Below are 25330 nucleotides of genomic sequence, written 5' to 3'. Positions count from 1 at the left end.
AGCTCGGCGCAACGTTTACAACCACTTCCCGCACCAAAATTAAAATGCCGTCCAGTGCTTAACTGAACGGCATTAGGCCGCCTGGCCGGGTTTTTTTATTCCTCAGCGAGCGCCGCGCCGCTGGCAGGATTCGCGAAAAATTCGCGCACGACGTCGATTTCGCGCGTGCGCTTGAACGGCGGCAAGCTTTGCCAGATGCGACGCCCGTACGGTTTATCGACGAGACGCGTATCGCAGATCATCAGCACGCCGCGATCGGTCTCCGCTCGAATCAGTCGGCCCGCGCCCTGCTTGAGCGTGATTACCGCCTGCGGCAACTGATGCACGGCGAACGGACTCAAACCCTTTTTTGTCAGCGCTTCGAGCCGCGCCGACAGCACGGGGTCGTCCGGCGGCGCGAACGGCAGCTTGTCGATGACGACGAGCGACAAGGCGTCGCCGCGCACGTCGACGCCCTCCCAGAAGCTCTGGCTCCCGACGAGGATCGCATTGCCGTACGCGCGGAATCGATCGAGCAATTCGGTACGGCTCGCGTCGCCCTGAACCAGCAGCGGCGTGTCCCAGCCGCGCCGCTCGATCGTGTCGCGCAGGCGGTTCGCGATGCGGTCGACCGCGCGCAGCGTCGTGCACAGCACGAATACACCGCCGCCCGCGGCCTCGATCGCCGGCAGCGCCGCTTCGAACACGGCATCGGTGAATTGCGGCGACGACGGCTGCGGCAGGTTGCGTGGCACGTAGAGCAGCCCTTGCGTCGGATAGTCGAAGGGGCTCGGCAGGGTCATCGAACGGCGCGCATTCAGCCCCATCTGTGCGGCGTAGTGCGTGAAGTCGCCGCGCACCGAAAGCGTCGCCGAGGTGAAGATCCACGCGCGCGGCACGCCCGCGCGCTGCTTGGCGAAGATCGGCGCGACGGAAAGCGGCGTCTCGTGCAACTGCACCGTATGTGAAAACACTTCGATCCAGCGCACCATCTCGTTCGGATCGGCCTTCGCGGCTTCCCGCGCCGTCTCCTCGTCCTCGACGACCGCGCGTTCAGTCGAAGTCGGCGGCGCGGTCCAGCCGGCGAGCAGCGTCTGCAATTCGCGCGCACGGCGCACGAGCGCCTGCAGCGGCTCCGCGCGCTCCGCGTGCGCACCGAGCGTGGCGGTCAGCGCATCGAGATGCGTTTCGAGCGTGTCGAGCGCTTCGAATAGCGGATGATCGTCGGCGAGCTGGCCGAGCGCCATGCGCACCGAATCCTCGCGAAACGCAAGCCGCACGTCACGCGCGGCGCGTTCGAGCGCCGCGCCGAGCTTGGTCCAGTCGGTGGCGTCGCGCGCGTGGCTCAGGCCTTCCGCGACCGTATCGCGCGCGAGTTCGAGGAACTGCGTCGTCGAGACGGTAACGCCAAAGAAGAGCGTCGCGGTCTCGGGCAGTTGATGCGCTTCGTCGAAGATGATGGTGTTCGCGGTCGGCAGCAATTCGGCCATGCCAGTGTCGCGCAGCATGACGTCGGCGAAGAACAGATGGTGATTCACCACGACGATGTCCGCCTGCTGCGCCTCGCGACGCGCCTGCATCACGAAGCATTCCTTGTAGTGCGGACACTCCTGGCCGAGGCAGTTGTCCCGTGTGGACGTGACCATCGGCCAGACCGGCGAATTCTCGGGCACGCTCGCGAGTTCGGCCTTGTCGCCGGTGCGCGTGATCTTCGCGAAACGGATGATGTCCTGCAGATGCGACGTGTCCTGGCGCGTCGGCAGGCGGCCGTTGTCCGCGGTGCGCTGCAGGTAGTAGTGACACAGGTAGTTCGCGCGGCCCTTGAGCATCGCGACCGACACCGGCACCGCGAGCGCGTCGCGCACGGTCGGGATGTCGCGCTGGAACAGCTGGTCCTGCAGGTGCTTCGTGCCCGTCGAGACGACGACCTTGCCGCCCCACAGCATCGCCGGCACGAGGTACGCATAGGTCTTGCCGGTGCCCGTGCCCGCCTCGACGATCAGCGTGTTCTCGCCGCCGTCGATCGCCGCCTTCGCGGTCGCGATGCCGACCTCGTCCGACTGCTCTTCGCCGCTCGACTTCGGCGCATCCGACGGTCCGAGCTTGCGCGCGGGGCGACGCTGCGCCTCGAACATCGCGGGCTCGGGCATCGCGCGGCCCGACGCTTCCATCGCGGCCGCGACGGCGCGCGCCATGTCGATCTGCGACGCGCGCGGACGATAGCCGTCGATGGCGCGCGCGAGCACGCCCACGGCAGAAAAGATGGAATCGAGTTCGGTACGGCGCTTGTCCGCGAGGACGAGCGGCGCGATGGCGTCGTCCGGATTCGCGTTCTGGTTCGCGTTCGTACGCGACTGGGATGCGGGTGAGTTCAAGGCAAGCGGTTCCTGCGAATGCCGGAGCGCGCGCGATGCACGGTCGATGCGCGGCTTCAGTGCGCGTCCGGCTCCAACTGCAATTGCAGCAGGATGATGGTGTCTTTCACCTTGAGCTTGCGCTTTTTCAGGCGCCGCAACTCGAGGTCGTTGATGCCGGGCACGGTCGCCATCTTGCCGATCAGCGTATCGAGATCGTGATGCTCGGTCTGCAATTGCGCGATGCGATCGCGGATCATGGCTGCATCCACGGTCACGGCTGGCGTGTTGGTCAAACGCTGTTGCATGCTCGCCTCCTCACATCACGGCGCGGCTCGCATGAAATACGGCATCGCCCGAGGTTGCTGTCCGGCCCGAAGGTGCTACTTGCTCTGCTGCTGTTGCTGCTGTTTCAGTTGTTGCTGGTGCTCTTGCTCCTGCTGGGCCTCGAGCGCCTTCTGCTGCTGCTTGGCCGCCGCCTCTTTCTGGCGCGCCTCGACTTCCGCCTTGTGAAGCTCCGCTTGCCGCTGCTTTTCGGCATAGCGATCCGCCTTCTGATCGCGATCGCGCGCGTCCTGCGCGCCGCGCGCGCGTGCTTCGTCGAGCTGCTTCTGGTAGTCCGCCTGCTTGCGCTGATACGCGGCCTCGTTCGCGGCGCGCTGCGGCGCCTCGGCGTTGCGCTGCGCCGCCGCCAGTTCGTTCTGGCGCTGCTTCTCGGCAAACGAGGTCTCGTTCGACTTCTCGGTCGCCGCGCGTTGCGGTGCATCGGCTTCGTATTGCGCGCGCTTGATCGCGGTCTGCCGGTCGCGTTCCTTCGCATGCTGCACGCGCTGCTCGTCGTCGAGCGCGAGTTGCTCCGTGCGGATCTTGCGCTGCTCGCCACGCATTTCGTCGCGCGCCTTGTCGAGGCAGTGATTCACGAAGAACGTGCTGTAACAGTCGTGCTGCGCGACGCCATAGCGGTAGTCGTTCTCTTCCGTGCGCTTGTTCAGAGCCTTCTGGCGGCTGGCGAAGCCGGCGTCGGGCGAGACCTCCGTGATCGAAACCGACGCATTGTCCGCCTTCGCCGATCCGTCGAGCGGCTTCGCGCTCACCGACGTGGTCGGATCGATCGGCTTCGGTTTCGAGGTCTGCGCCAGCGCGTTTTGCGCCGGCATCACCGCGGTCATGGCCAGCACGGCAAGCGACGACGCCAGCGCGACGACCCGCCGCACAGCCGGCGTGACCGCCCGCCACGGCAGGGCAAAGGACGAAGCGACGGCAGATTTCGATGCGCTCGCAAACGATACGCTCGGCGGGACGTGGATCAGGCGGGAGGTCGGCAACGTGATGGGCAAGCGGCTTGAACGATCCCGAAATTCTATCACCGCGCGCCGGGACGCCCCGGCATTTATGGCAAAATGCCCCGCTTCAGCAACCCGGCCGGCGTGCTCGTGCCCCAAAGCTCCCGCGAGCCTCGCGCGAGTCCTGCACGAAAGCGCCGACGCCCTTGATGAGCCAGCAGGCAGTGCAGAAACCCATGACGGAAACCGTAGCAGTCAAGATCGTACAGCGCATCGCCACGGAGTTGAGCGTCCAGCCGCGCCAGGTCGCCGCAGCCGTGCAACTCCTCGACGAAGGCTCGACCGTCCCGTTCATCGCCCGGTATCGTAAGGAAGTGACCGGCAATCTCGACGATACGCAACTGCGCAATCTCGAAGAACGGCTCCTGTATCTGCGCGAACTCGAAGACCGCCGCGCGTCGATCATCCACAGCATCGACGAGCAGGACAAGCTCACCGACGAACTGCGCGCCGCGATCGAAGGCGCGGACAGCAAGCAGGTCCTCGAAGACCTTTATCTGCCGTACAAGCCGAAGCGCCGCACGCGCGCGCAGATCGCCCGCGAAGCCGGTCTCCAGCCGCTCGCAGACGCGCTCCTCGCCGATCCGAAGCTCGATCCGCAAGCCGAAGCCGCGAAATTCGTCGACGCGGAGAAAGGCGTCGCGGATGTGAAGGCCGCGCTCGACGGCGCGCGCGACATCCTTTCCGAGCAATTCGGCGAGACGGCCGAGATTCTCGGCAGGCTGCGCGACTACCTGTACAACCAGGGCCGCGTGATGTCGACGGTGGTCGACGGCAAGCAGGGCGAGGAAGGCGAGAAATTCCGCGACTACTACGAGTACAGCGAGACGATCCGCACCGTGCCGTCGCACCGCGCGCTCGCGCTCTTTCGCGGACGCAACGCCGGCGTGCTGATGGTCAAGCTGGGTCTCGGCGAGGAACTCGATGCGCAAGTGCCGCATCCCGGCGAAGCGATGATCGCGCAGCATTTCGGCATCGCGAACCAGGGGCGCCCGGCCGACAAATGGCTTTCCGACGTGTGCCGCTGGTGCTGGCGCGTGAAAGTGCAGCCGAGCATCGAAAACGACCTGCTCACGCAGTTGCGCGAGGAAGCGGAAGCCGAAGCGATCCGCGTGTTCGCGCGCAACCTGAAGGACTTGCTGCTCGCCGCGCCCGCCGGCCCGAAGGCCGTGATCGGCCTCGATCCGGGCCTGCGCACCGGCGTGAAGGTCGCGGTGGTCGATCGCACCGGCAAGCTGCTCGCCACCGACACGATCTATCCGCACGAGCCGCGCCGCGACTGGGACGGCTCGCTCGCGAAGCTCGCGCGCATCGCGGCGCAGACGCAGGCCGAACTGATCAGCATCGGCAACGGCACGGCCTCGCGTGAAACCGACAAGCTCGCGAGCGAACTGATCGCGAAGCATCCGGAACTCAACCTGCAGAAGATCGTCGTGTCGGAAGCGGGCGCATCGGTGTATTCAGCGTCCGAACTCGCCGCGAAGGAGTTTCCGGATCTCGACGTGTCGCTGCGCGGCGCCGTGTCGATCGCGCGCCGCCTGCAGGACCCGCTCGCCGAACTCGTCAAGATCGAGCCGAAGGCGATCGGCGTCGGCCAGTACCAGCACGACGTGAACCAGCGCGAACTCGCGCGCTCGCTCGACGCGGTCGTCGAGGATTGCGTAAACGCGGTCGGCGTCGATGCAAATACCGCGTCGGTTGCCCTGCTCGCCCGCGTGTCGGGGCTCAACGCGACGCTTGCGCGCAATATCGTCGAATTCCGCGATGCCAACGGGCCGTTCCCGTCGCGCGAGCATCTAAAGAAGGTGCCGCGTCTCGGCGACAAGACCTTCGAGCAGGCCGCGGGCTTCCTGCGCATCAACAACGGTGCGAATCCGCTCGACCGGTCATCGGTACACCCCGAGGCGTATCCGGTCGTCGAGCGCATTCTCGCGAAGATCAACAAGCACGTCGCCGATGTGCTCGGCAAGCGCGAGGCGCTCTCGGGCCTGTCGCCGGCGGAATTCGTCGACGAGCGCTTCGGCCTGCCGACCGTGCGCGACATTCTCTCCGAACTGGAGAAGCCCGGCCGCGATCCGCGCCCGGAATTCAAGACGGCGACGTTCCGCGAAGGAGTCGAGAAGATCTCGGACCTCACGCCGGGCATGGTGCTGGAAGGCGTCGTGACGAACGTGGCGGCATTCGGCGCGTTTGTCGATATCGGCGTGCATCAGGACGGGCTCGTGCACGTCTCGGCGATGTCGACGAAGTTCATCAAGGACCCGCACGAAGTCGTGAAAGCCGGTCAGGTGGTGAAGGTCAAGGTGCTGGAAACCGACGTGAAGCGCCAGCGCATTTCGCTGACAATGCGTCTCGACGACGATTTCGCCCCGGCAGACACCGCGGCGGGTGCGGGCGCGGGTTCGCAGCGCGGCGCGCAGGACCGGCGCGGCGGTGGCGGCAGCGCGCGCGATGTGCGCGGCAACAACCGCCGCGAGGCGGAGCCGGCGGGCGCGATGGCGGCAGCGTTCGCGAAGCTCAAGCGCTGACGCTCGCCTCAAAGACAAAAAGGCCGTTCCGGCGCACGCCGGAACGGCCTTTTTGCTGCCCGCGCGCAGCGGACGTCACGGTTCTATCGCGAATCCTTCGACTGCCACTTCCTTCCTTCGATCGAGCCCGCCTTGCGCGTCTTCTCGACGCGCCGCTGACGCGCCATTTTCGGATCGACCTTCAGCGGCCGGTAAATCTCGACGCGATCGAAATCTACGAGCACGGCATCGAGCGGACGGAACTTGCCGAACACGCCGACCTTCTGCGTCGTCAGATCGACTTCGGGATGGCGCGCAAGCACGCCGCTCGCGTCGATGGCCTGTTGCACGGTGGCGCCTTCAGGCAAGTCCAGCGTCGCGAGGAAGCTTTGTTCCCCTGGCAAGCCATAGCAGACATCGATGCGCATGCTCATGCCTTGCCGTACTTCTGGTCGGCGCGTTTGACGAACGAATCGACGAACGTATTCGCGATGTGGCTGAACACCGGCCCGATGATCTTCTCCAGGATCACGTTCGAAAATTCGTAGTGCAGCGCGAACTCGATCTTGCACGCATCGGCCCGAAGCGGCGTGAAGCGCCAATATCCGGTGAACTTCTTGAAAGGGCCGTCCATGAACTCCATATCGATGCTGGTCGGCCGCTTCTGCGTGTTGCGCGTCGCGAAGTGCTGCTTGATCCCCTTGAAGTTGATGTCGATCTTCGCTTCCATCCCGGTTTCGTCCTGACGCCGGACTTCGACGCCGCCGCACCACGGCAGGAAATTGGGGTAGTCGGCGACGTCGGTGACGAGGTCGAACATCTGTTCCGCCGAGTGGCGGATCAATACGGTTTTCTGGACATCTGCCATAAAGGGCGCAACACAGTGGCAAGAGTGGGAAGCATCGCGGCCTGCTTCATCAGACGTTACAGGCGAGGGTTCGGCCTCGTCCGGCGCCGCGCTGCTAAAATCACGATTTTAAACGAGTTGGGCACTTTCCATTCATGAGCATCATCGACAACAGAAAAGCCTTCTTCGATTACTTCATCGAAGATCGCTACGAGGCCGGGCTCGTGCTTGAAGGGTGGGAAGTCAAGGCGATCCGCGCCGGCCGCACGCAGATCAAGGAAGGCTACGTCATCATTCGTGACGGCGAGCTGTATCTGATCGGCGCGCATATCAGCCCTTTGCCGGAAGCCTCCACCCACATTCATCCCGATCCCGTGCGCACGCGCAAGCTGCTCCTGCACAAGGAAGAGATTTCGAAGCTGATCGGCAAAGTCGAGCAGCGGGGCCACACGCTCGTGCCGCTCAATCTTCATTACAAAGGGGGCCGCGTCAAATGCGAGATCGGTCTCGCGAAAGGCAAGAAGATGCACGACAAGCGCGAAACCGAGAAGAAGCGCGACTGGGAACGCGAAAAGGCGCGCATCATGCGCACATCGACGCGCTGACGAAGTCGCGTCGCCGATAAAAAAGGGCGTCGACCGCGCAGGTCGACGCCCTTTGTCTTAGCTCTTGCGAATGACGGCGCTGCCGCCCTCGCCCTTCACGATCGACAAGGCGGAGGCAATCATCGAACTCATGTCCGCGAGATTGCCGGGCACGATCAGCGTGTTGCCCTGCTTCGCGATATTGCCGAACGCGCCGACATACTGCTCCGCGATCTTCAGGTTCACCGCCTCCATGCCGCCGCCCGACTGGATGGCCGCACCGACCTTTTCGATGGCTTGCGCGTTCGCCTCGGCGACCGCCAGAATCGCCGATGCCTGCCCCTGCGCCTGATTGATCGCCGCCTGCCGCTCGCCTTCGGACTTGTGGATCGCGGCCTCGCGCGCGCCCCACGCGAGATTGATCTGCTCCTGCTTGCGCCCTTCCGATGCCGCGATCACCGCGCGCTTTTCACGCTCGGCTGTGATCTGCGCCTGCATCGCGTGGAGGATTTCCTTCGGCGGCGTAAGGTCCTTGATCTCGTAGCGCAGCACCTTCACGCCCCAGTTCGACGCCGCTTCGTCGAGCGCGGTGACGATCGAATGGTTGATGTAATCGCGCTCCTCGAACGTCTTGTCGAGTTCCAGCTTGCCGATCACGGAGCGCAGTGTCGTCTGCGAGAGCTGCGTGATCGCGTACACGAAGTTGCTCGAACCGTAGGACGCCTTCATTGCATCCGTCACCTGGAAGTACAGCACGCCGTCCACCTGCAACTGCGTATTGTCGCGCGTGATGCAAACCTGGCTCGGCACTTCGAGCGGAATCTCCTTCAGCACATGCTTGTAGGCGACGCGATCGATGAAAGGCAACACGATCGTGAGACCGGGCGTGAGCGTCGCGTGATAGCGGCCGAGGCGTTCGAGCACCCACGCATGCTGCTGCGGCACGATCTTGATGGTTTGCCCGGCGATCACGACCACGATCACCAGCAGGATTGCCCCGACGATAGTTACGTCCATCACTCAGACTCCTTTGTTGTTAGCGCTTTGCCGCAACGACGAGGCGGTTGCCCTGCATCGCCGTGATCCGGTACCAGCCCGCGCCTTCGATTTCGCCCGGCGCGAGTTCGATATCCCATTGCGCGCCGCGATACATCGCGCGTGCGTGGCCTTCGTGCCATTCGTTCACCTGCAGCGTCTCGCCGATGTCGAGGTTCACGTTGACATCGCGCGAGGCGTCGCGTTTTTTCCAGTTACCGAAGCGCGAGCGGCGCAACACTATGACCGCGATGAGCGCCACGCCCGCTGCCGCCGCGAGTTCGACGGCGAGCGTCGCGCCGGCCCAGTGCGCGAGCCCGCCCGCGATGAAACCGAGCGCGACCATCAGCAGATAGAAGGTGCCCGTGAACAGTTCCATCACCACGAGCACGCCGGCTGCGATCCACCACAAAAGTCCGCCTGCGGCCATGCCAGTCTCCAAACGAAAACACCCCGGAATATCCGGGGTGTTTATAGCACGGCAGCCGTCTCGAAAAGGCTATCGCGAGGCCGCCATGTGATGCTTGCTTACTTGTTCAACGCCTTCGCGAGCGTCTGCCACGTATCGATGATCGTGTCCGGATTCAGCGACATCGACTTGATGCCTTCCTTCGCGAGCCATTCGGCGAGGTCCGGGTGATCCGAAGGACCCTGCCCGCAGATGCCGACGTACTTGTCGAGCCGCAGGCACGTCTCGATTGCGCGCTTCAGCATGAACTGCACGGCCGGATCGCGTTCGTCGAAGTCGATGGCGAGCAGTTCCATGCCGGAGTCGCGGTCGAGGCCGAGCGTGAGCTGCGTCAGATCGTTCGAGCCGATCGAGAAGCCGTCGAAGAACTGCAGGAACTCTTCGGCGAGAATCGCGTTCGACGGCACTTCGCACATCATGATGAGCTTGAGCCCGTTCACGCCGCGCTTCAGGCCGAACTTCTCGAGCAGCCCGACCACGCGCTCCGCCTGCTTCAGCGTACGCACGAACGGCACCATGATCTCGACGTTGTCGAGCCCCATCTCCTCGCGCACCTTCTTCAGCGCGATGCATTCCATGTGGAACGCTTCGGCAAAGTCGTCGGCGATGTAGCGCGACGCGCCCCGGAAGCCGAGCATCGGGTTTTCTTCGTCCGGCTCGTAGCGCGAGCCGCCGATCAGCTTCTTGTACTCGTTCGACTTGAAGTCCGACAGACGCACGATCACGGGCTTCGGATAGAACGCCGCCGCGATCGTGGCGATGCCTTCGGTCAGCTTGTCGACGTAGAACGCACGCGGCGATGCATGACCGCGCGCGACGCTCTCGACCGCCTTCTTCAGGTCGGCGTCGATGTTCGGGTACTCCAGAATCGCCTTCGGGTGCACGCCGATGTTGTTGTTGATGATGAATTCGAGGCGCGCGAGGCCGACGCCCGCATTCGGCAGTTGCGAGAAGTCGAACGCGAGCTGCGGGTTACCGACGTTCATCATGATCTTGACCGGAATCTCGGGCAGTTCGCCGCGCTGGACTTCGGTCACTTCGGTTTCGAGCAGGCCGTCGTAGATCTTGCCTTCGTCGCCTTCCGCGCACGATACCGTCACGAGCGAGCCTTCCTTCAGCACGTCGGTGGCGTCGCCGCAGCCGACCACTGCCGGCACGCCCAGTTCGCGCGCGATGATCGCCGCGTGACAGGTGCGCCCGCCGCGGTTCGTCACGATGGCCGCTGCGCGCTTCATCACCGGCTCCCAGTTCGGGTCCGTCATGTCGGCAACGAGCACGTCGCCCGGCTGCACGCGTTCCATCTCCGACGGATCGTGAATCACGCGCACGGGGCCCGCGCCGATCTTCTGGCCGATTGCGCGGCCCGTTGCGAGCACGTTCGACTGGCCTTTCAGCTTGAAACGCATCTCGGCCTTGCCGGCCGCCTGGCTCTTCACCGTTTCCGGACGCGCCTGCAGGATGAAGATCTTGCCGTCGCGCCCGTCCTTGCCCCACTCGATGTCCATCGGACGCTGATAGTGCTTCTCGATGATCACCGCGTATTTCGCGAGTTCGATCACGTCGTCGTCGGTGATGGAGAAGCGGTTGCGCTGCTCGTGCGTCACGTCGACGGTCTTCACGCGGCCTTCTTCGCCCGCCTTCGTGAATTCCATCTTGATCAGTTTCGAGCCGATCGAGCGGCGGATGATCGGATACTTGCCGGCTGCGAGCGTGGTCTTGTAGACGTAGAACTCGTCCGGGTTCACGGCGCCCTGCACGACCGTTTCGCCGAGGCCATAGCTCGACGTGATGAACACGGCGTCCTTGAAGCCCGATTCCGTATCGATGGTGAACATGACGCCCGCGGCGCCCACGTCCGAGCGGACCATGCGCTGCACGCCCGCCGACAGCGCGACTTCAGCGTGCGTGAAGCCCTTGTGGACGCGATAGGAGATGGCGCGGTCGTTGTAGAGCGACGCGAACACGTGCTTCATGCGGTCGAGCACGTCCTCGACGCCGACCACGTTCAGATAGCTTTCCTGCTGGCCCGCGAACGAGGCGTCCGGAAGGTCTTCCGCAGTCGCCGACGAACGCACCGCAAACGACAGCTCTTCGGGAGAGCTGCTTTGCAGCGTGTCGAATCCCGCGCGGATGTCCGCTTCGAGACGCGGCTGCATCGGTGCATCGATGATCCACTGGCGAATTTCCTTGCCGGCTTCGGCGAGCGCCTTCACGTCGTCGACGTCGAGCGTTTCGAGACGCTTCGCGATGCGGTCGGTCAGGTTGTTGTGATTGAGGAAATCGCGAAAGGCCAGTGCCGTCGTGGCGAAGCCGGTCGGCACGCGCACGCCGGCGTTCGCCAGCTGGCTGATCATTTCGCCAAGCGACGCGTTCTTGCCGCCGACGATTTCAACATCGGTCATTCGCAACTGCTCGAATGGAACTACATACGCCTGATCCTTTGCGACATCTTTCGCAACATTGACTGCGTTAGTCATACAAGCCCCTGAGGTGGATGAAATTCTCGATCATGCAAGCGGGCTCTCGTGCGGCCGCGCCCGTTGAAAGCGCGTGCCGTACCTTGCACAACCTGTTTGATGAGCTATCGCAAAAAAGTCCGGAGCGGTCAAAAAACACGATTCGGACATGCGTCGAGTCGATGATTATTTGCTCGAAACGACGCCGATCTGCAGGAAAATCGCGCGAATACCGGGTGGAAACGACGAGATTCGATATCAAATTGTTCGCAATTGCTTATCGAACAGGTTGCCGCTATTCTACCGTGCTGGCTCTCGAAATGTTCTGCCGAGCCGACAAATGCGCAGCTTAATCGACGTCAACGGTGCGCCGGCGCACATCGTCCCTGTTCAGTAGGCTTTTAGTTCGCTCAATGAAAAGCGTATCGATTTGAGCGCGTTCGCCCACTCTCGTTCCCTTTCACCGATGCCGCCATCCGTATTCATCGTCTCCGACGGTACCGGGATCACTGCCGAAACCTTCGCGCACTCGATCCTCTCCCAGTTCGACCAGAAATTCAGGCTCGTGCGCGTGCCGTTCGTCGATTCGAGCGACAAAGCGTTTGCCACCGTCGAGAAGATCAACGAGGCCGTGTCGCTCGACGGGCGCCGTCCTATCGTCTTCACGACGCTCGTCGACAGCGAATCGAACCGGATCGTGAAATCGTCGAATGCGCTCGTGCTCGACATGTTCCAGACCTTTATCGAGCCGCTTGAGCACGAACTGGAGATCAAGTCGACGCACGCAATGGGGCGCGTGCACCAGAACGCGGACACCGAGGAATACAAGAACCGCATCGAGGCGATCAACTTCTCGCTCGCCCACGACGACGGCCAGAGCAACCGCAACCTGACCGAGGCCGACGTGATCCTGGTGGGCGTCTCGCGCAGCGGCAAGACGCCGACGAGCCTCTACCTCGCGATGCAGTACGGCGTAAAAGCCGCCAATTACCCGCTGATCCCGGAAGATTTCGAGCGTGGCAAGCTGCCGACGCCGCTTCTGGAGCACCGCGACAAGATGTTCGGTCTGTCGATCGATCCTCAGCGGCTTTCGGAAATCCGCAACGAACGGCGGCCGGGCAGCAAGTACGCGGCGCTGGAGAACTGCCGCTATGAGATCAACGAAGCGGAAATGATGATGAAGCGCGAGGGGATCAAGTGGCTGTCCTCGACGCACAAGTCCATCGAGGAAATCGCGACGACCATCCTCCAGGAAATCAAGCTGGAGCGGCCGTCGTATTACTGAGGGCGATTGCTGAAGTTCAGATGCCGCGCTGCTGGCGACATTGCTCGAAAAGACACACGGCGGCTGCGGCCGCCACGTTCAGCGACTCCATGCCGCCCGGCTGCGGAATCGTCACGCGATGCGTCACCGCATCGCGCCATGCCTGCGACACGCCCGCTCCCTCGTTGCCGAACACCCAGGCGAGTTCGCCTGACAGATCGCAGTCGTAGATCGCTTTTGCGCCGTGCGAATCGGTGATCGTGACGGGCACGTCGAGCCGCGCGATCAGGCTGGCCGGCTCGGCATCCTCGAAAATATTCAGCAGGAAATGCGCGCCCATCGCCGAGCGCAGCACCTTCGACGACCACGCGTAAGCCGTCCCCGGCGCGCAAAACACGTTTTGTATGCCTGCCGCCGCCGCGCTTCGCAGGATCGATCCGACATTGCCCGCGTCCTGCACGCCGTCGAGCACGACGCAGGTCGAGGCGACGCGCTCAGGCAGCGGCGCGTCGATCTTCTCGACGAGCAGCAACATACCGACGCCATGCACGACGCTCGACAGCTGCCCAAACAGCGCATCGGGCAGCGTGTGGACGCGCTTTTCCTCGATACGCGCGACGATCGCGCGCGCTTCCTCGTGCTGCAGCGCGCCTTCGGTGACGATGCAGGTCTCCGGCTGGCCGGCGGCATCGAGATAGGCGGACGCGAGGTGCAGCCCTTCGAGCAGCGCGTGGCCGCTTCTGCGCTGCTGCGCGGTCGAACCGGCGAGCGCCTTCAGGCGCTTGTAGAGCGGATTGTCCCGCGAGGTGATGGATTTCACGTTGGAGAGGTCAGAAGGCGCGGGCGTCCGGGTCCTGATCGAGCGCGGCGGTGGCCGCGATCACTTCCGGCGCGAGTTCCGGCAGCACGATGCCAAGGCGCGCATGCGCCTCGCGCACCGGCGCGAACGACCGCCGGTGATGCTCGCACGGCCCGTGGTCGCGCAGCGCCGCGAGATGCTGCGGCGTGCCATAGCCGGCGTGCGCGTTGAAACCGTAGACGGGGTGCGTCTCGTGCAATTGCAGCAGCATGCGGTCGCGCGTGACTTTCGCGAGAATCGACGCTGCCGAGATCTGCGCTACGAGCGCGTCGCCGCCGATCACGGCTTCCGAACGGATCGCGAGAATCGGGCAGCGGTTGCCGTCGATCTTCACGAGCGTCGGCGCGACCGACAGGCCTTCCACCGCGCGCTTCATCGCGAGCATGGTGGCGTGGAGGATGTTGAGCGTGTCGATTTCCTCGACGCTCGCCGAGGCGACGCAGTAAGCAAGCGCGCGATCGACGATCTTTTCGTACAGTTCCTCGCGCTTCTTCGCGCTGAGCGCCTTCGAGTCGTCGAGACCGCGAATCTTGGGCTTGGCCGGGTCGAAAATCACCGCCGCCGCGACGACCGGACCGGCGAGCGGTCCGCGCCCCGCTTCGTCGACGCCGCAAATGACGTCGAGCGGCGAGTCGAAATTCAGGCCGCGCTGCTTCAATAGCGCCTTCGCTGGCTTTTTCGCTGCGCCCGCCATTATCGCGGCCTCCGGGATTCGAGCACGTTCGCGACAGCTTCCGCCGCCTTCTGCGCCGTGTTCTGGCGCAGCGCGTGGTGCATTTCCGTGAAAATTTCCGTCAGCGTACGGCGGTTCGCGTCGTCATTCAACTGTTTCAGCGTGGCGTCGGCGAGAGCTTCGGGCGTCGCGAAATGCTGCAGGATTTCCGGCACGACGAAACGCCCCGCGAGGATGTTCGGCAGGCCGACATACGGCAGATAGCCCTGGCGCTTCATGATCTGGCCCGTGAGCCACGGCACCTTGTACGAGATGACCATCGGCTTTTTCAGGAGCGCCGCTTCGAGCGTCACCGTGCCGCTTTTCACAAGAATCGCGTCGGCAGCAGTCATCGCGGTTTGCGCGCGGCCGTCGGTGATCGTGAGATTCAGGTGCGGATGCGCCTCGACCAGCGGCTGCAGCAGTTCGCGCAGCGCCGGATTCGCAGCCGGCATCAGGAAACGCACGCCGGGTTCGCGCAACTGCATCAGTTCCATCGCGTCGAAGAACGTCGGACCGATCAGCGCGATCTCCGAACGGCGGCTCCCCGGCAGCACGGCGATCACCGGACCGCCCTCGGCGATCCCGAGTTCGCGGCGTGCGCCAAGCGTATCCGGCTCGATGGGGATTTCGTCGGCGAGCGGATGGCCGACGTAAGTCGCCGCAACGCCCGCCTTCTCCAGCAGCGCGGTTTCGAACGGAAAGACGCACAGCATGTGATCGACGGCCTTCACGATCTTCTTGATGCGGCCGCCGCGCCACGCCCAGATCGACGGACAAACGAAATGCACGGTCGGAATGCCCGCGTCGCGCAGCGCGTGTTCGAGCCCGAAATTGAAATCGGGCGCGTCCACGCCGATGAACACCGACGGCGGCTCCGCCAGCAACTGCCGCTTCAGTTCATTGCGGATGCCGAGAATCTCGGGGATGTGCCTGAGCGCTTCGACATATCCGCGCACGGTCAGCTTGTCCATCGGCCAGTGGGCGTCGAAGCCGACGGACGTCATGCGCGGGCCGCCGATGCCGCTATAGTGCGTCGCGGCCGGCAGCCGCTCCTTGAGCCCGCCGAGCAGCGACGCCGCCAGCAGGTCGCCGGACGGCTCGCCCGCGACCATCGCGACGCGCAAGGGATTGGGTAACAGCGTCATCGAAGCGGCGTTCAGCGGATGATGCCGCGCTGCGACGCCGCGATGAAGTCGGAAAACGCCCCGACGGGCGCGTCGCCGTCGCCGCCGGCGGTCGCGAGTTCGCGCAGCTGCGCCTTCGCTTCTTCCAGCGACAGGCCGCTCTTGTAGACCACGCGATACGCCGCGCGCAGCGCCGAGATCGCCTCCGCCGAAAAGCCGCGCCGGCGCAGTCCTTCGACGTTGATGCCGTGCGGCTCCGCCTTGTTGCCCGCCGCGATCACAAATGGCGGCACGTCCTGCACGAGCGCCGACGCTCCGCCCAGCATCGAATGCGCGCCGATGCGCACGAACTGGTGCACGCCCGACATGCCGCCGACGATCGCGTGGTCGCCCACGGTCACATGGCCCGCGAGCTGCGCGTTGCTCGACATGATCACGTTGCTGCCGAGCCGGCAGTCGTGGCCGACGTGCACATACGCCATGATCCAGCAGTCGTCGCCGATCGAGGTCAGGCCCTGGTCCTGCACGGTGCCCGTGTGGATCGTCGTGAATTCGCGGATGGTGTTGCGATTGCCGATTTCGAGCCGCGTCGGTTCGTCCTTGTACTTCATGTCCTGCGGACGGCCGCCGACCGACGCGTAATGGCCGATGCGATTGTCTTCGCCGACCGTCGTGTGACCTTCGATCACGCTGTGCGAGCCGACGGTCGTGCGCGCGCCGATCACGACGTGCGCGCCGACGATCGCATACGGTCCGATCTCGACGGATTCATCGAGCTGAGCGCCCGGCTCGACGATCGCGGTAGGGTGAATCTTGCTCATGCGCCCTCGCCTAGTGTTCTGTTCTGTTCGCCACGTTGCGTGTGGTTCGGTGCCGATGTGCCCGGGGCCGTGCCGCGATCACGCGTCGGTGTTCTTCACGGTGCACATGAGTTCGGCTTCCGCGGCGACCGCGCCTTCGACTTCGGCGCGCGCCTTGAATTTCCAGATGCCGCGCATGTACCGCTCGAACGTGACGTTCAGGATCAGCTGATCGCCCGGCTCCACCACGCGCTTGAAGCGCGCGCCGTCGATGCCGACGAAGTAGTAGAGCGTCGTTTCCGGATCGTGCGGTTCTTCCGCGAACGTCAGCAGCGCGGCCGTCTGCGCCAGCGCTTCGAGAATCAGCACACCCGGCATCACCGGACGCGTCGGGAAGTGACCCTGAAAATACGGCTCGTTGATCGACACGTTCTTCAGCGCTTTGATGCTCTTGTGCGGCTCAAGTTCGAGCACGCGATCGACGAGCAGGATCGGATACCGATGCGGCAGCAACGTAAGAATCTTGTGGATGTCGAGATTGATTTTTTCTGTGCTCATGATCGTTCTGCTCGCGCGCCTTTTAAGCGCGGGTGTTGACTGCGGACCGCACGCGGCCCGCCTGGGATGCTGTCGTCTCTGCTGTTGTCGCTGCTTTTATCTTTGATCGTGCGGCTCGAACGGCCCGCTTGTCGAGGCTGCCGTGCTACTCGCCCTTGCGCTCGTCCAGAGCCGCTTCGAGCGCCTTGATGCGGTCGCGCAATTTGTCGAGGTTGCGCATGATGGCCGCGCTCTTGTTCCAGTCGGCGTGATTCACGGCGGGAAACGCGCTCGTGTACATGCCCGGCTTCGTGAGCGACTTCGACACGCCCGACTGCGCCGTGACGATCACGTGGTCCGCCAGCGTCACGTGGCCCGCAATGCCCACCGCACCGCCGATCATGCAATGCCGCCCGATGTTCGTGCTGCCCGCGATGCCCGCGCAGCCGGCGATCACGGTGTACGCGCCGATCCGGCAGTTGTGCCCGATCTGCACGAGATTGTCGATCTTCACGCATTCCTCGATGACGGTATCCGCCATCGCGCCTCGATCGATCGTGGTATTCGCGCCGATTTCGACGTCTTCCGCGATATCCACCGCCCCGACCTGCGGGATTTTCACCCAGCTGCCGGTGCGTGCGTCGCCTTCTCCGACGAAGTCCGGCGCGAAACCGAAGCCGTCCGCACCGATCACCGCGCCAGCATGCACGATCACGCGCGCGCCGAGCTTACAGCCATGATAGACCGTTACGTTCGGATAGAGATGAACGTCGTCGCCGAGCTTCACGCCCCGGCCGATCACGACGCCCGCGTCGAGCTTCGCGCGTTCGCCGATCACCGCGCCCGCTTCCACCGTCACGTGCGCGCCGATCACGGCGCTCGCCGCGACTTTGGCGCCCGGGTCGATCGACGCGCTCGGGTGCACGCCCGGTTTGGCGGCCGGCGTCGCGAGGTCGATGAACGCCTGCGCGACGCGCGCGAAATAAGCGTACGGATTTGGCGTGACGATGAAGTTAAGGCCGTCCCGCGCCGCTACTTTTTCCAGATCCGCAAGGGAAATCAGGACCGCGCCGGCCCGCGTCGTCTCAACTTGCGGCAGGTATTTCTGATTTGCGAGGAACGCGAGTTGCCCCGCGTCGGCCTTGTCGAGCGGGGCCAGGCTACCGACGCGCTGTTCCGCGTCGCCGACAATGTCGCCGCCGAAGCGCCTGGCCAGTTCAGCGAGCGTGATCGTCATTCCCGATGTCATGCCTGATGCCATCCGTCTGCGGCTCCTGATCAGTTCGCGCTGCTGGCGGCGAGGGCCTTCAGCACCTGATCGGTGATATCGATACGCGGGCTCACGTACACTGCTTCCTGCACGATGAGGTCGTAGTGTTGCTGCTCGGCGATCTGCTTGATGACCTTGTTTGCGCGTTCCAGCACCGCGGCGAGTTCTTCGTTGCGGCGCTGGTTCAGGTCTTCGCGAAATTCGCGCTGCTTGCGCTGGAAGTCCGCGTCGAGCTGCGAAAGATCGCGCTGACGCGCTGCGCGATCCGAAGGCGACATCGACGGACCATTCTTGTCCATGCCGTCCGACATTGTTTTCAGGCGCTGCGCCATTTCCTGCAGCGCCTTGTCGCGCTTCGAAAACTCCTGCTCGAGCTTCGATTGCGCCGCTTTCGCCGCCGCCGACTCGCGCAGGATGCGGTCGGAATTGACGGCCGCGATCCGTGCGGCACCCGTGTCCTGCGCGTATGCGCCAACGCCCGAGAAGCCGAGGATCATCGACAGCACAAGGGCCGACCCCAAATGTTTCGAAAGCTTACCGGTTCGCAAAGTCTTCCTCACGTCACTAAAGGGCAGAAACGAGTCACGCATCACGTCAGAACGCCGTGCCGATCTGGAACTGGAACTTCTGATACTGGTCGCCCGTGTGCTTCTGCAGCGGGAAACCGACGCTCAGCTTGAGCGGGCCGATCGGCGAGATCCACGCGAGACCGACACCGTAGCCGTAGCGCAGGCCGTTCGAGCCGCCTTCCGTACCGCCCTGACCCGGGTCGCCCCAGACGTTACCAGCGTCGAGGAACGTGAAGACGCGCAGCGTGCGGTCGTAACCCGTGCCCGGCAGCGGGAACGTCAGTTCGATATTGCCGACTGCCATGCGCGAGCCGCCGATCGGGTCGCCCGTCGAGGCGTCGCGCGGACCGAGCGAGCTCGGCTCATAGCCGCGCACCGAACCGATACCGCCCGCGTAGTAGTTCTTGAAGATCGGGTACGTCTGGCCTTGCAGGCCCTTGCCGTAGCCGCCCTGCAGGTTGAAACCAAGCACGAAGCCGCGCGCGAACGAGTAGTAATACTGGAACTGCGCGTCGAACTTGCCGTAGGTCGTGTTGCCGAGCGGCGTGCCGTATTCGGCGTTCGTCTGCAGGTAGTAGCCGCGGCTCGGCACGAGCGCGCTGTCACGATTGTCGCGCGACCAGCCGACCGTCAGCGGGATGTTGTTCACCACTCGGCCGAACTCGTTCACGTAGTTCTTGTACGCGGTCGGCGTGTTGGCGTCCACGTCCATCGTGTTCTGCTCGATGCCGGCGCCGAAATACACGGTGTCCTGCTCGGAGAACGGGATGCCGAACTTCGTGTCGGCGCCCATCGTGATGATCTTGAAGCTCGAATCGGTCGAGTAATAGAGCGGCTGGTACGTGCGGTAGTACGCGTCGGTGATGCGCTTGATGCCGTCGATCGTGAAGTACGGATCGACCTGCGTCACCGTCAGCGTGCGGTACGTCTTCGCGGTGTTCACGTTCACCGCGAGGCTCGTGCCGGAGCCGAACACGTTGTCCTGCGACACGCCCGCCGACAGCACCACCTTGTCCGTCGACGAGAAACCCGCGCCCAGCGTGATTGCGCCGGTCGGCTTTTCCGCGACCTTCACGTCCACGTCGACCTGGTCGTTCGTGCCTTCGACAGGAATTGTCGTCACGTCTACGTCGGTAAAGTAGCCGAGGCGGTTCACGCGGTCCTTCGACAGCGCGAGGCGGCTCGAATCGAACCACGAGCTTTCGAGCTGACGCATTTCGCGACGCACCACTTCGTCACGCGTCCGCGTATTGCCGACGATGTTCACGCGCCGCACATAGACGCGGCGGCTCGGATCAACTTGCAGCGTGAGGTCGACGGTATGGTTCGACTGGTCGATCTGCGGCTGCGCGTTGACCTGCGCGAACGCGTAGCCGTATTCGCCCAGCTTATCGACGATCGCCTTCGTGGTCGCCTGCAGCTTTTCGGCCGAGAAGCGCTCGCCCGGCTTGATCTTGATGAGCTTCGTGAGCTCAGCCTCGCGGTCGAGCAGATTGCCCGCGAGCTTGATGCTGTTGACCTTGTACGGCTCGCCTTCGTGCAGCGCGATCGTCAGGTACATGTCCTTCTTGTCGGGCGAGATCGAGACCTGCGTCGAGTCGATGCTGAATTCGAGGTAGCCGCGATTCAGATAATACGAGCGGACATTCTCGAGGTCGCCCGTGAGCTTTTCCTTCGCGTACAGATCGTTCTTCGTGTACCACGAGAACCAGTTCGGCGTGGAGAGCTGCATCTCGTCGCGCAGCGTGCTCGTGCTCACGGCCTTGTTGCCGATGAAGTTGATCTGGCGGATCTTCGCGCTCGGACCTTCGGCCACCGAGAACAGGATCGCCACGCGATTGCGGTCGACCGGCGTCACCGTCGTCGTGACTTCGGCGGCGTAATAGCCGCGCGTCAGATACTGGCGCTTCAGTTCCTGCTCGGCGCGATCGACGAGCGCCTTGTCGTACGAACGGCCCTGCGACAAACCGACCGAACGCAATGCCTTCGTCAGGTTGTCCTTGTCGAACTCATGGAGCCCGGCGAAATCGATTTGCGAGATGGCCGGACGTTCCTGCACCTGCACTACGACGATGTTGCCTTCAGTGGCAATCTGCACGTCGTTGAAGAAGCCCGTTGCATAGAGAGCGCGAATCGCTTCGGATGCCTTGTCGTCGGTAAACGTGTCGCCTTGCTTGATCGGCAGGTAGGCGAAGACTGAACCCGGTTCGATGCGCTGGAGACCGTCGATCCGGATATCCTGCACGACAAAAGGCGTGGTCGCGTGTGCCGCCATGCCGGTTGCGGCCAGTGCCGCGGCCACAGCCGTCTTAGGAACAAAGCGATGAGGTTTGAACAACGTGCTTCCCCAGTGTTATAGCTGCATCAGTTCCGGCGGTCCCTCATGAGACGCCGCCAGACCTGGTGAAAATGGATCAAAAACGGATTAGGCGAGCCAGATCGTTGAACAGTGCGATCATCGACAAAGCGACGATGCACAAGAGGCCCGCCCGTTGCAGAACCAGCTGCCAGCGATCGGATACCGCTTTGCCGGTAATGGCTTCAACCAAATAATATAACAGATGACCACCGTCCAATACCGGAATCGGTAACAAGTTCAACACTCCGAGACTGATGCTGACAAGCGCCAGAAACGATACAAACGCCGACAATCCGAGCCTCGCGCTCTTGCCCGCATAATCAGCGATGGTCACCGGTCCCGAGAGGTTCTTGAGCGAGGCCTCGCCGACGATCATCCGCCCGAACATGCGCAGCGAATACACGCTGATATCCCACGTGCGGTTCACGCCGAGGCGCAGGCTCTCGAGCGGTCCGTAACGCACGTCGACGCTCGGCAACTGGTTCGCGAGCGCCGCGCCGATGCGCCCTATGTCGTGGCCGGTCTGCTCGTCGCGCTTCGCATCCGGCACGACCGTCACGGTCATGAGACGGCCGTCGCGCTCGACCGTAAGTGTCACCGGCTTACCCGCGTGGGCGCGCACGTAGTCGATGAAACCCGTGGCGTTCTCGACCTTCCTGCCGTCGATCGCGCGCAGCTTGTCGCCCGCGCGCAGGCCGCTCTTCTGCGCCGCGCTGCCCGCTTCCAGGCCCGCCACCGAGAGCGTGCCGCCGCCCGGCGCGAAGCCGAGCTTGTCCATGAAGTCCTGATCGGCGTCCGGATCGCCGATGCCCGCGACATCGACGGGGAAGTCGAAGGTGCCTTCGGGTGTCTTCGCGGTGAGCACGATGCTGCGGTGATCGAACGACGCATCGAGCAGCTTCCAGCGCAGATCGGACCATGAGCGGATCGGATGCGCGTCGCCACCGGCCTGTGCATCGCGCATCGACACGATCGTTTCGCCGCCTTCGAAGCCTGCCTGCGCGGCTGCCGTGTCGGCCGCCGGCGTCGAGACGATTGCGGCCGGCTCGGTCACGCCGCCCGCGAATACGGCCGAGAACAGCACGATCGCGAGAATGAAGTTGGCGATGGGCCCCGCCGCGACGATCGCGATGCGCTTGCCGACGCTCTGCCGGTTGAATGCGCGCGGCAAATCCTCCGTTGCAATGTCGCTTTCGGCTTCGCGCTCGTCGAGCATCTTCACGTAGCCGCCGAGCGGCAGCGCGGAGATCGTCCATTCGACGCCCGTCTTCTGGCTGACCCAGCGCACGAGCGGCTTGCCGAAGCCAACCGAGAACCGCAGCACCTTCACGCCGCACAATCGCGCAACGCTGTAATGGCCGAATTCGTGGACGACGACGAGCACGCCTATCGCAACGACGAAGGCAACGATTTCGGTCAGGAAGTTCATGACGGCCTCAATGCGCGATGCGCTCGACGGGCAGATTGCTCGCTGGGCTGGATGTCAGCTTGTCGACGAATCCGTTCGCGAGGCGGCGCGCGTTCGCGTCGGCGGCGAGGACGTCGTCGAGCGTGGCGGCGCTCGTGTTTGGCAGCGCGTTCAGCACGCGCTCGACCACTTCGGCTATCGCCATGAAGCCGATGCGGCGGGCGAGAAACGCCTCGACGGCGATTTCGTTCGCCGCATTCAGCGCCGCACTGGCGATGCCGCCGGCTTCCAGCGCCTTGATCGCGAGCGCGAGGCACGGGAAGCGTTCGAAGTCCGGCTTTTCAAACGTGAGGGAAGCGATCTGCGCAAGATCCAGTTGCGCGACACCCGACTCCACGCGATCCGGAAACGCGAGCGCGTGCGCGATCGGCGTGCGCATGTCGGGGTTGCCGAGCTGCGCGAGCACGGAGCCGTCGGCGTACGACACCATCGAATGGATCACGCTCTGCGGATGGATCAGCACTTCGATACGCGAGCCCGGCAGGTCGAAGAGCCAGTGCGCTTCGATCACTTCGAGGCCCTTGTTCATCATCGTCGCGGAATCGACGGAGATCTTGCGGCCCATCGCCCAGTTCGGATGCTTGCACGCTTCGTCGGGAGTGACGTTCACGAGCGACGATGGCTCGCGCGTGCGGAACGGGCCGCCCGACGCGGTCAGGATGATCTTCGACACGCCGCCGTGCATCGCGGCTTCACGCGGCAGGCACTGGAACACGGCGTTGTGCTCGCTGTCGACGGGCAGGAGCACCGCGCCGTTGTCGCGCACGGCATCGATGAAAATCTGCCCCGACATCACGAGCGCTTCCTTGTTCGCGAGCAGGATGCGCTTGCCCGTGCGCGCGGCGGCGAGCGTGGGCGCAAGGCCCGCGGCGCCGACGATCGCGGCCACGACCGTGTCGCATTCCGCCGACGACGACGCGTCGACCAGCGCTTTCTCGCCGTGTTGCACATCCGTCTTGCAGCCGGCCGCGCGCAGTTGCGCCTCGACGCGCGCGGCGGTATCGGCGTCGCCGACGACCGCGACTGCGGGCTGAAAGCGCAGGCACTGGGCGACGAGTTTGTCGCCGTTGCGATGAGCGGTGAGCGCGTAGACCGAGAACCGGTCGGGATGTCGCGCCACGACGTCGAGCGTGCTTTCGCCGATCGAGCCCGTGGAGCCGAGCAAAGTCAGACGTTTTTGCATAAATCCTTCTTTAGCCGACGAGCAGCAGTGCGATCGGCAAAACAGGCAACAGCGCGTCGATGCGGTCGAGCACGCCGCCGTGGCCCGGCAGCAGACCGCTCGAGTCCTTGACGCCGGCCTGGCGCTTCAAGAGCGATTCGAACAGATCGCCGATCACGCTGAACGCGACCAGCACGGTGAGCGCGACAAGCGCCCGGGCCCAGCCGAGATGCTCGACGAAGGCCGTGAACAGGGTCGGCGCGAAAACGAGCGTCACTGCGGCGATCGAGCCGATCACGATCACCGCGACCCAGCCGCCGATGGCGCCTTCCCAAGTCTTGCCGGGGCTGATGGACGGCGCGAGCTTGTGGCGTCCGAGGGCTTTTCCGGCGAAGTATGCGCCTATGTCGGCAAGCCAGACGACTAGGAGAAGCGATAGCACGAACGCCACGCCGACCGTGCGGGCCGCAACCAGCGCGTGCCAGCAGGCCGCGAACACGACGACGCCCGCAAAAAGGAGAAACGGACGCCAGGCGCCCGAAGCAAGCGCCGGCTTGCGAAACAGCGCGAACGGCCCCGCGAGCACCCAGAAGATCGCGGCCATCTGCAGGAGACCCTTGGGCGCCACGCCCAGATAGGTGCTCAGGACGAGCGCGAGCGCGCAAACGAGCGCATAGACGACCGGACCGACGCCACCGAGCTTCAAAAGCCGCGCCCATTCCCAGGCCGCAAACACTACGACGAACGCGATCAGCGCACCGAACGCCCCGACCGGCGCGAACAGCGTGACCGGGACGAGTACCGCCAGCAGAACGATTGCCGTGATGACACGGGTCTTTAGCATGAAAGGGTGTCGGCCTTCTGCGATTGCGACGCGAGCTGTGCGCTCGTGCGGCCGAAGCGCCGTTCGCGCTCGCCGTAAGATTCGATCGCGCGCGCAAGCGCTTCGGCGTCGAAATCCGGCCAGTAGGTATCGGTGAAATAAAACTCGGTGTACGCGAGCTGCCACAGCAGGAAGTTGCTGATGCGCTGCTCGCCGCCGGTGCGGATGAAGAGATCCGGCTCCGGCGCGTATGCCATCGCGAGGTGCTGCGCGAACGAATCCTCGTCTACCCGCACTGCCTCGCCCTCCGCCGCCGATTGCTCGGCAAGCTTACGAGTGGCTTGCATGATGTCCCAGCGACCGCCGTAGTTCGCGGCGATGGTCAGCGTGAGTCGTGTGTTGCGGGCGGTTTTGGTTTCGGCGCGCTGGATCAGCGCGCGGATGCGGTCGTCGAACATCGCAATGTCGCCGACGACGCGCAGACGGATGCCGTTCGCATGCAGCTTGCCGATTTCGCGCTCCAGCGCCGTGACGAACAGGCGCATCAGGAACGTGACTTCCTCGGTCGGACGGCGCCAGTTTTCGGAACTGAACGCGAACAGCGTCACGTACTCCACGCCGCGCCGTGCGCAGCTTTCGACGGTTGCGCGCACGGCATCGACGCCGCGCGTATGTCCGGCGACGCGCGGCAGGCGCCGCTCAGTCGCCCAACGGCCGTTGCCGTCCATGATGATCGCGATATGGCGCGGAACAGCCGCGACATCAGGCACGCGAACGGTAGAGCTGGTATAGGTCATGGCCGCTGA

At 64.1% G+C, this 25330-nt stretch carries 23 protein-coding genes; 3 read left to right on the top strand and 20 right to left on the bottom strand.

Annotation, left to right across the window (positions count from 1 at the left end):
• Positions 1 to 95 precede the first annotated feature (95 nt).
• The 3 genes from yoaA to AWB81_RS26910 all read right to left on the bottom strand — a co-directional run bounded on the left by yoaA (position 96) and on the right by AWB81_RS26910 (position 3670).
• Entirely contained in the window at positions 96 to 2354 is a 2259-nt protein-coding gene (gene yoaA / locus AWB81_RS26920) for a DNA repair helicase YoaA (protein WP_062639576.1), read from the bottom strand.
• Between the two features lie 56 nt (positions 2355 to 2410).
• On the bottom strand, positions 2411 to 2641 hold the full coding sequence (locus AWB81_RS26915) for a DUF465 domain-containing protein (RefSeq protein WP_062639575.1): 231 nt from the start codon (positions 2639 to 2641) through the stop codon (positions 2411 to 2413).
• A gap of 75 nt (positions 2642 to 2716) precedes the next feature.
• The gene (locus tag AWB81_RS26910; RefSeq protein ID WP_235025927.1) at positions 2717 to 3670 is read right to left on the bottom strand and encodes a colicin transporter; all 954 of its coding nucleotides are present in this window, start codon (positions 3668 to 3670) and stop codon (positions 2717 to 2719) included.
• Positions 3671 to 3852: 182 nt separating this feature from the next.
• Between AWB81_RS26910 and AWB81_RS26905 the strand changes: the two genes are divergently transcribed.
• Positions 3853 to 6204 carry a Tex family protein gene (locus AWB81_RS26905; protein WP_062639579.1) on the top strand — a complete coding sequence of 784 codons (2352 nt, stop codon included), beginning with the start codon at positions 3853 to 3855 and terminating at the stop codon, positions 6202 to 6204.
• Positions 6205 to 6287: 83 nt separating this feature from the next.
• Here the strand turns inward: AWB81_RS26905 and AWB81_RS26900 are convergent, their stop codons facing one another.
• Both AWB81_RS26900 and AWB81_RS26895 read right to left on the bottom strand, forming a co-directional pair.
• Positions 6288 to 6617 (bottom strand): RnfH family protein, encoded by a 330-nt coding sequence (locus AWB81_RS26900; protein ID WP_062639574.1) that lies wholly within the window; start codon positions 6615 to 6617, stop codon positions 6288 to 6290.
• Positions 6614 to 7051, bottom strand: a complete 438-nt coding sequence (locus AWB81_RS26895) for a type II toxin-antitoxin system RatA family toxin (protein WP_062639573.1) — start codon at positions 7049 to 7051, stop codon at positions 6614 to 6616. Before AWB81_RS26895 ends, AWB81_RS26900 begins: the two co-directional genes overlap by 4 nt.
• A 134-nt stretch (positions 7052 to 7185) precedes the next feature.
• Here AWB81_RS26895 and smpB point away from each other — a divergent pair, with 134 nt between their 5' ends.
• On the top strand, positions 7186 to 7635 hold the full coding sequence (gene smpB, locus AWB81_RS26890) for an SsrA-binding protein SmpB (protein WP_062639572.1): 450 nt from the start codon (positions 7186 to 7188) through the stop codon (positions 7633 to 7635).
• A gap of 57 nt (positions 7636 to 7692) precedes the next feature.
• Here smpB and AWB81_RS26885 read toward each other — a convergent pair whose 3' ends face one another.
• From AWB81_RS26885 to ppsA, 3 genes are all read right to left on the bottom strand, one after another.
• On the bottom strand, positions 7693 to 8631 hold the full coding sequence (locus AWB81_RS26885; RefSeq protein WP_062639571.1) for an SPFH domain-containing protein: 939 nt from the start codon (positions 8629 to 8631) through the stop codon (positions 7693 to 7695).
• 19 nt (positions 8632 to 8650) lie between these two features.
• Complete coding sequence (locus AWB81_RS26880) at positions 8651 to 9079, bottom strand: NfeD family protein (protein ID WP_062639570.1); 429 nt, start codon at positions 9077 to 9079, stop codon at positions 8651 to 8653.
• A gap of 98 nt (positions 9080 to 9177) precedes the next feature.
• Positions 9178 to 11595 (bottom strand): phosphoenolpyruvate synthase, encoded by a 2418-nt coding sequence (gene ppsA, locus AWB81_RS26875; RefSeq protein WP_062639569.1) that lies wholly within the window; start codon positions 11593 to 11595, stop codon positions 9178 to 9180.
• A gap of 445 nt (positions 11596 to 12040) precedes the next feature.
• Between ppsA and ppsR the strand changes: the two genes are divergently transcribed.
• Positions 12041 to 12859, top strand: a complete 819-nt coding sequence (ppsR, locus tag AWB81_RS26870) for a posphoenolpyruvate synthetase regulatory kinase/phosphorylase PpsR (RefSeq protein WP_062639568.1) — start codon at positions 12041 to 12043, stop codon at positions 12857 to 12859.
• A gap of 16 nt (positions 12860 to 12875) precedes the next feature.
• On the opposite strand, the gene AWB81_RS26865 is transcribed toward ppsR, so the two are convergent.
• The 12 genes from AWB81_RS26865 to uppS form a co-directional block, all read right to left on the bottom strand.
• Entirely contained in the window at positions 12876 to 13658 is a 783-nt protein-coding gene (locus tag AWB81_RS26865; RefSeq protein WP_062639567.1) for a TrmH family RNA methyltransferase, read from the bottom strand.
• Between the two features lie 10 nt (positions 13659 to 13668).
• Positions 13669 to 14391, bottom strand: coding sequence for a ribonuclease HII (rnhB, locus tag AWB81_RS26860; RefSeq protein WP_062639566.1), 723 nt, complete (start codon positions 14389 to 14391; stop codon positions 13669 to 13671).
• Positions 14391 to 15557 carry a lipid-A-disaccharide synthase gene (gene lpxB, locus AWB81_RS26855; protein WP_062639565.1) on the bottom strand — a complete coding sequence of 389 codons (1167 nt, stop codon included), beginning with the start codon at positions 15555 to 15557 and terminating at the stop codon, positions 14391 to 14393. The genes rnhB and lpxB overlap by 1 nt, the downstream gene beginning before the upstream one ends.
• A gap of 11 nt (positions 15558 to 15568) precedes the next feature.
• Positions 15569 to 16357, bottom strand: coding sequence for an acyl-ACP--UDP-N-acetylglucosamine O-acyltransferase (lpxA, locus tag AWB81_RS26850; protein WP_062639564.1), 789 nt, complete (start codon positions 16355 to 16357; stop codon positions 15569 to 15571).
• Between the two features lie 78 nt (positions 16358 to 16435).
• Positions 16436 to 16894: a 3-hydroxyacyl-ACP dehydratase FabZ gene (fabZ, locus tag AWB81_RS26845; RefSeq protein WP_062639563.1), complete on the bottom strand. Its 459-nt coding sequence runs from the start codon at positions 16892 to 16894 to the stop codon at positions 16436 to 16438.
• A 145-nt stretch (positions 16895 to 17039) separates the two neighbouring features.
• A complete protein-coding gene (gene lpxD, locus AWB81_RS26840) occupies positions 17040 to 18110 on the bottom strand; it encodes a UDP-3-O-(3-hydroxymyristoyl)glucosamine N-acyltransferase (protein WP_062639562.1) in 1071 nt (356 codons plus the stop codon).
• Positions 18111 to 18151: 41 nt separating this feature from the next.
• Positions 18152 to 18691 (bottom strand): OmpH/Skp family outer membrane protein, encoded by a 540-nt coding sequence (locus AWB81_RS26835; RefSeq protein WP_200822552.1) that lies wholly within the window; start codon positions 18689 to 18691, stop codon positions 18152 to 18154.
• A gap of 46 nt (positions 18692 to 18737) precedes the next feature.
• Positions 18738 to 21050, bottom strand: a complete 2313-nt coding sequence (gene bamA / locus AWB81_RS26830; RefSeq protein ID WP_062639561.1) for an outer membrane protein assembly factor BamA — start codon at positions 21048 to 21050, stop codon at positions 18738 to 18740.
• A gap of 76 nt (positions 21051 to 21126) precedes the next feature.
• Positions 21127 to 22500 (bottom strand): RIP metalloprotease RseP, encoded by a 1374-nt coding sequence (gene rseP, locus AWB81_RS26825; RefSeq protein ID WP_062639560.1) that lies wholly within the window; start codon positions 22498 to 22500, stop codon positions 21127 to 21129.
• Positions 22501 to 22507: 7 nt separating this feature from the next.
• Positions 22508 to 23722: a 1-deoxy-D-xylulose-5-phosphate reductoisomerase gene (locus AWB81_RS26820; protein WP_062639559.1), complete on the bottom strand. Its 1215-nt coding sequence runs from the start codon at positions 23720 to 23722 to the stop codon at positions 22508 to 22510.
• A gap of 10 nt (positions 23723 to 23732) precedes the next feature.
• Positions 23733 to 24545 (bottom strand): phosphatidate cytidylyltransferase, encoded by an 813-nt coding sequence (locus AWB81_RS26815; protein WP_062639558.1) that lies wholly within the window; start codon positions 24543 to 24545, stop codon positions 23733 to 23735.
• Positions 24539 to 25321 carry a polyprenyl diphosphate synthase gene (uppS, locus tag AWB81_RS26810; RefSeq protein WP_062639557.1) on the bottom strand — a complete coding sequence of 261 codons (783 nt, stop codon included), beginning with the start codon at positions 25319 to 25321 and terminating at the stop codon, positions 24539 to 24541. The genes AWB81_RS26815 and uppS overlap by 7 nt, the downstream gene beginning before the upstream one ends.
• Positions 25322 to 25330: the final 9 nt, after the last annotated feature.

The organism is Caballeronia arationis (genome assembly GCF_001544975.2).
GTDB lineage: Bacteria > Pseudomonadota > Gammaproteobacteria > Burkholderiales > Burkholderiaceae > Caballeronia > Caballeronia arationis.
Note: the sequence above shows the minus strand (reverse complement) of the source record. Positions and strands in the feature narration are given on the sequence as shown.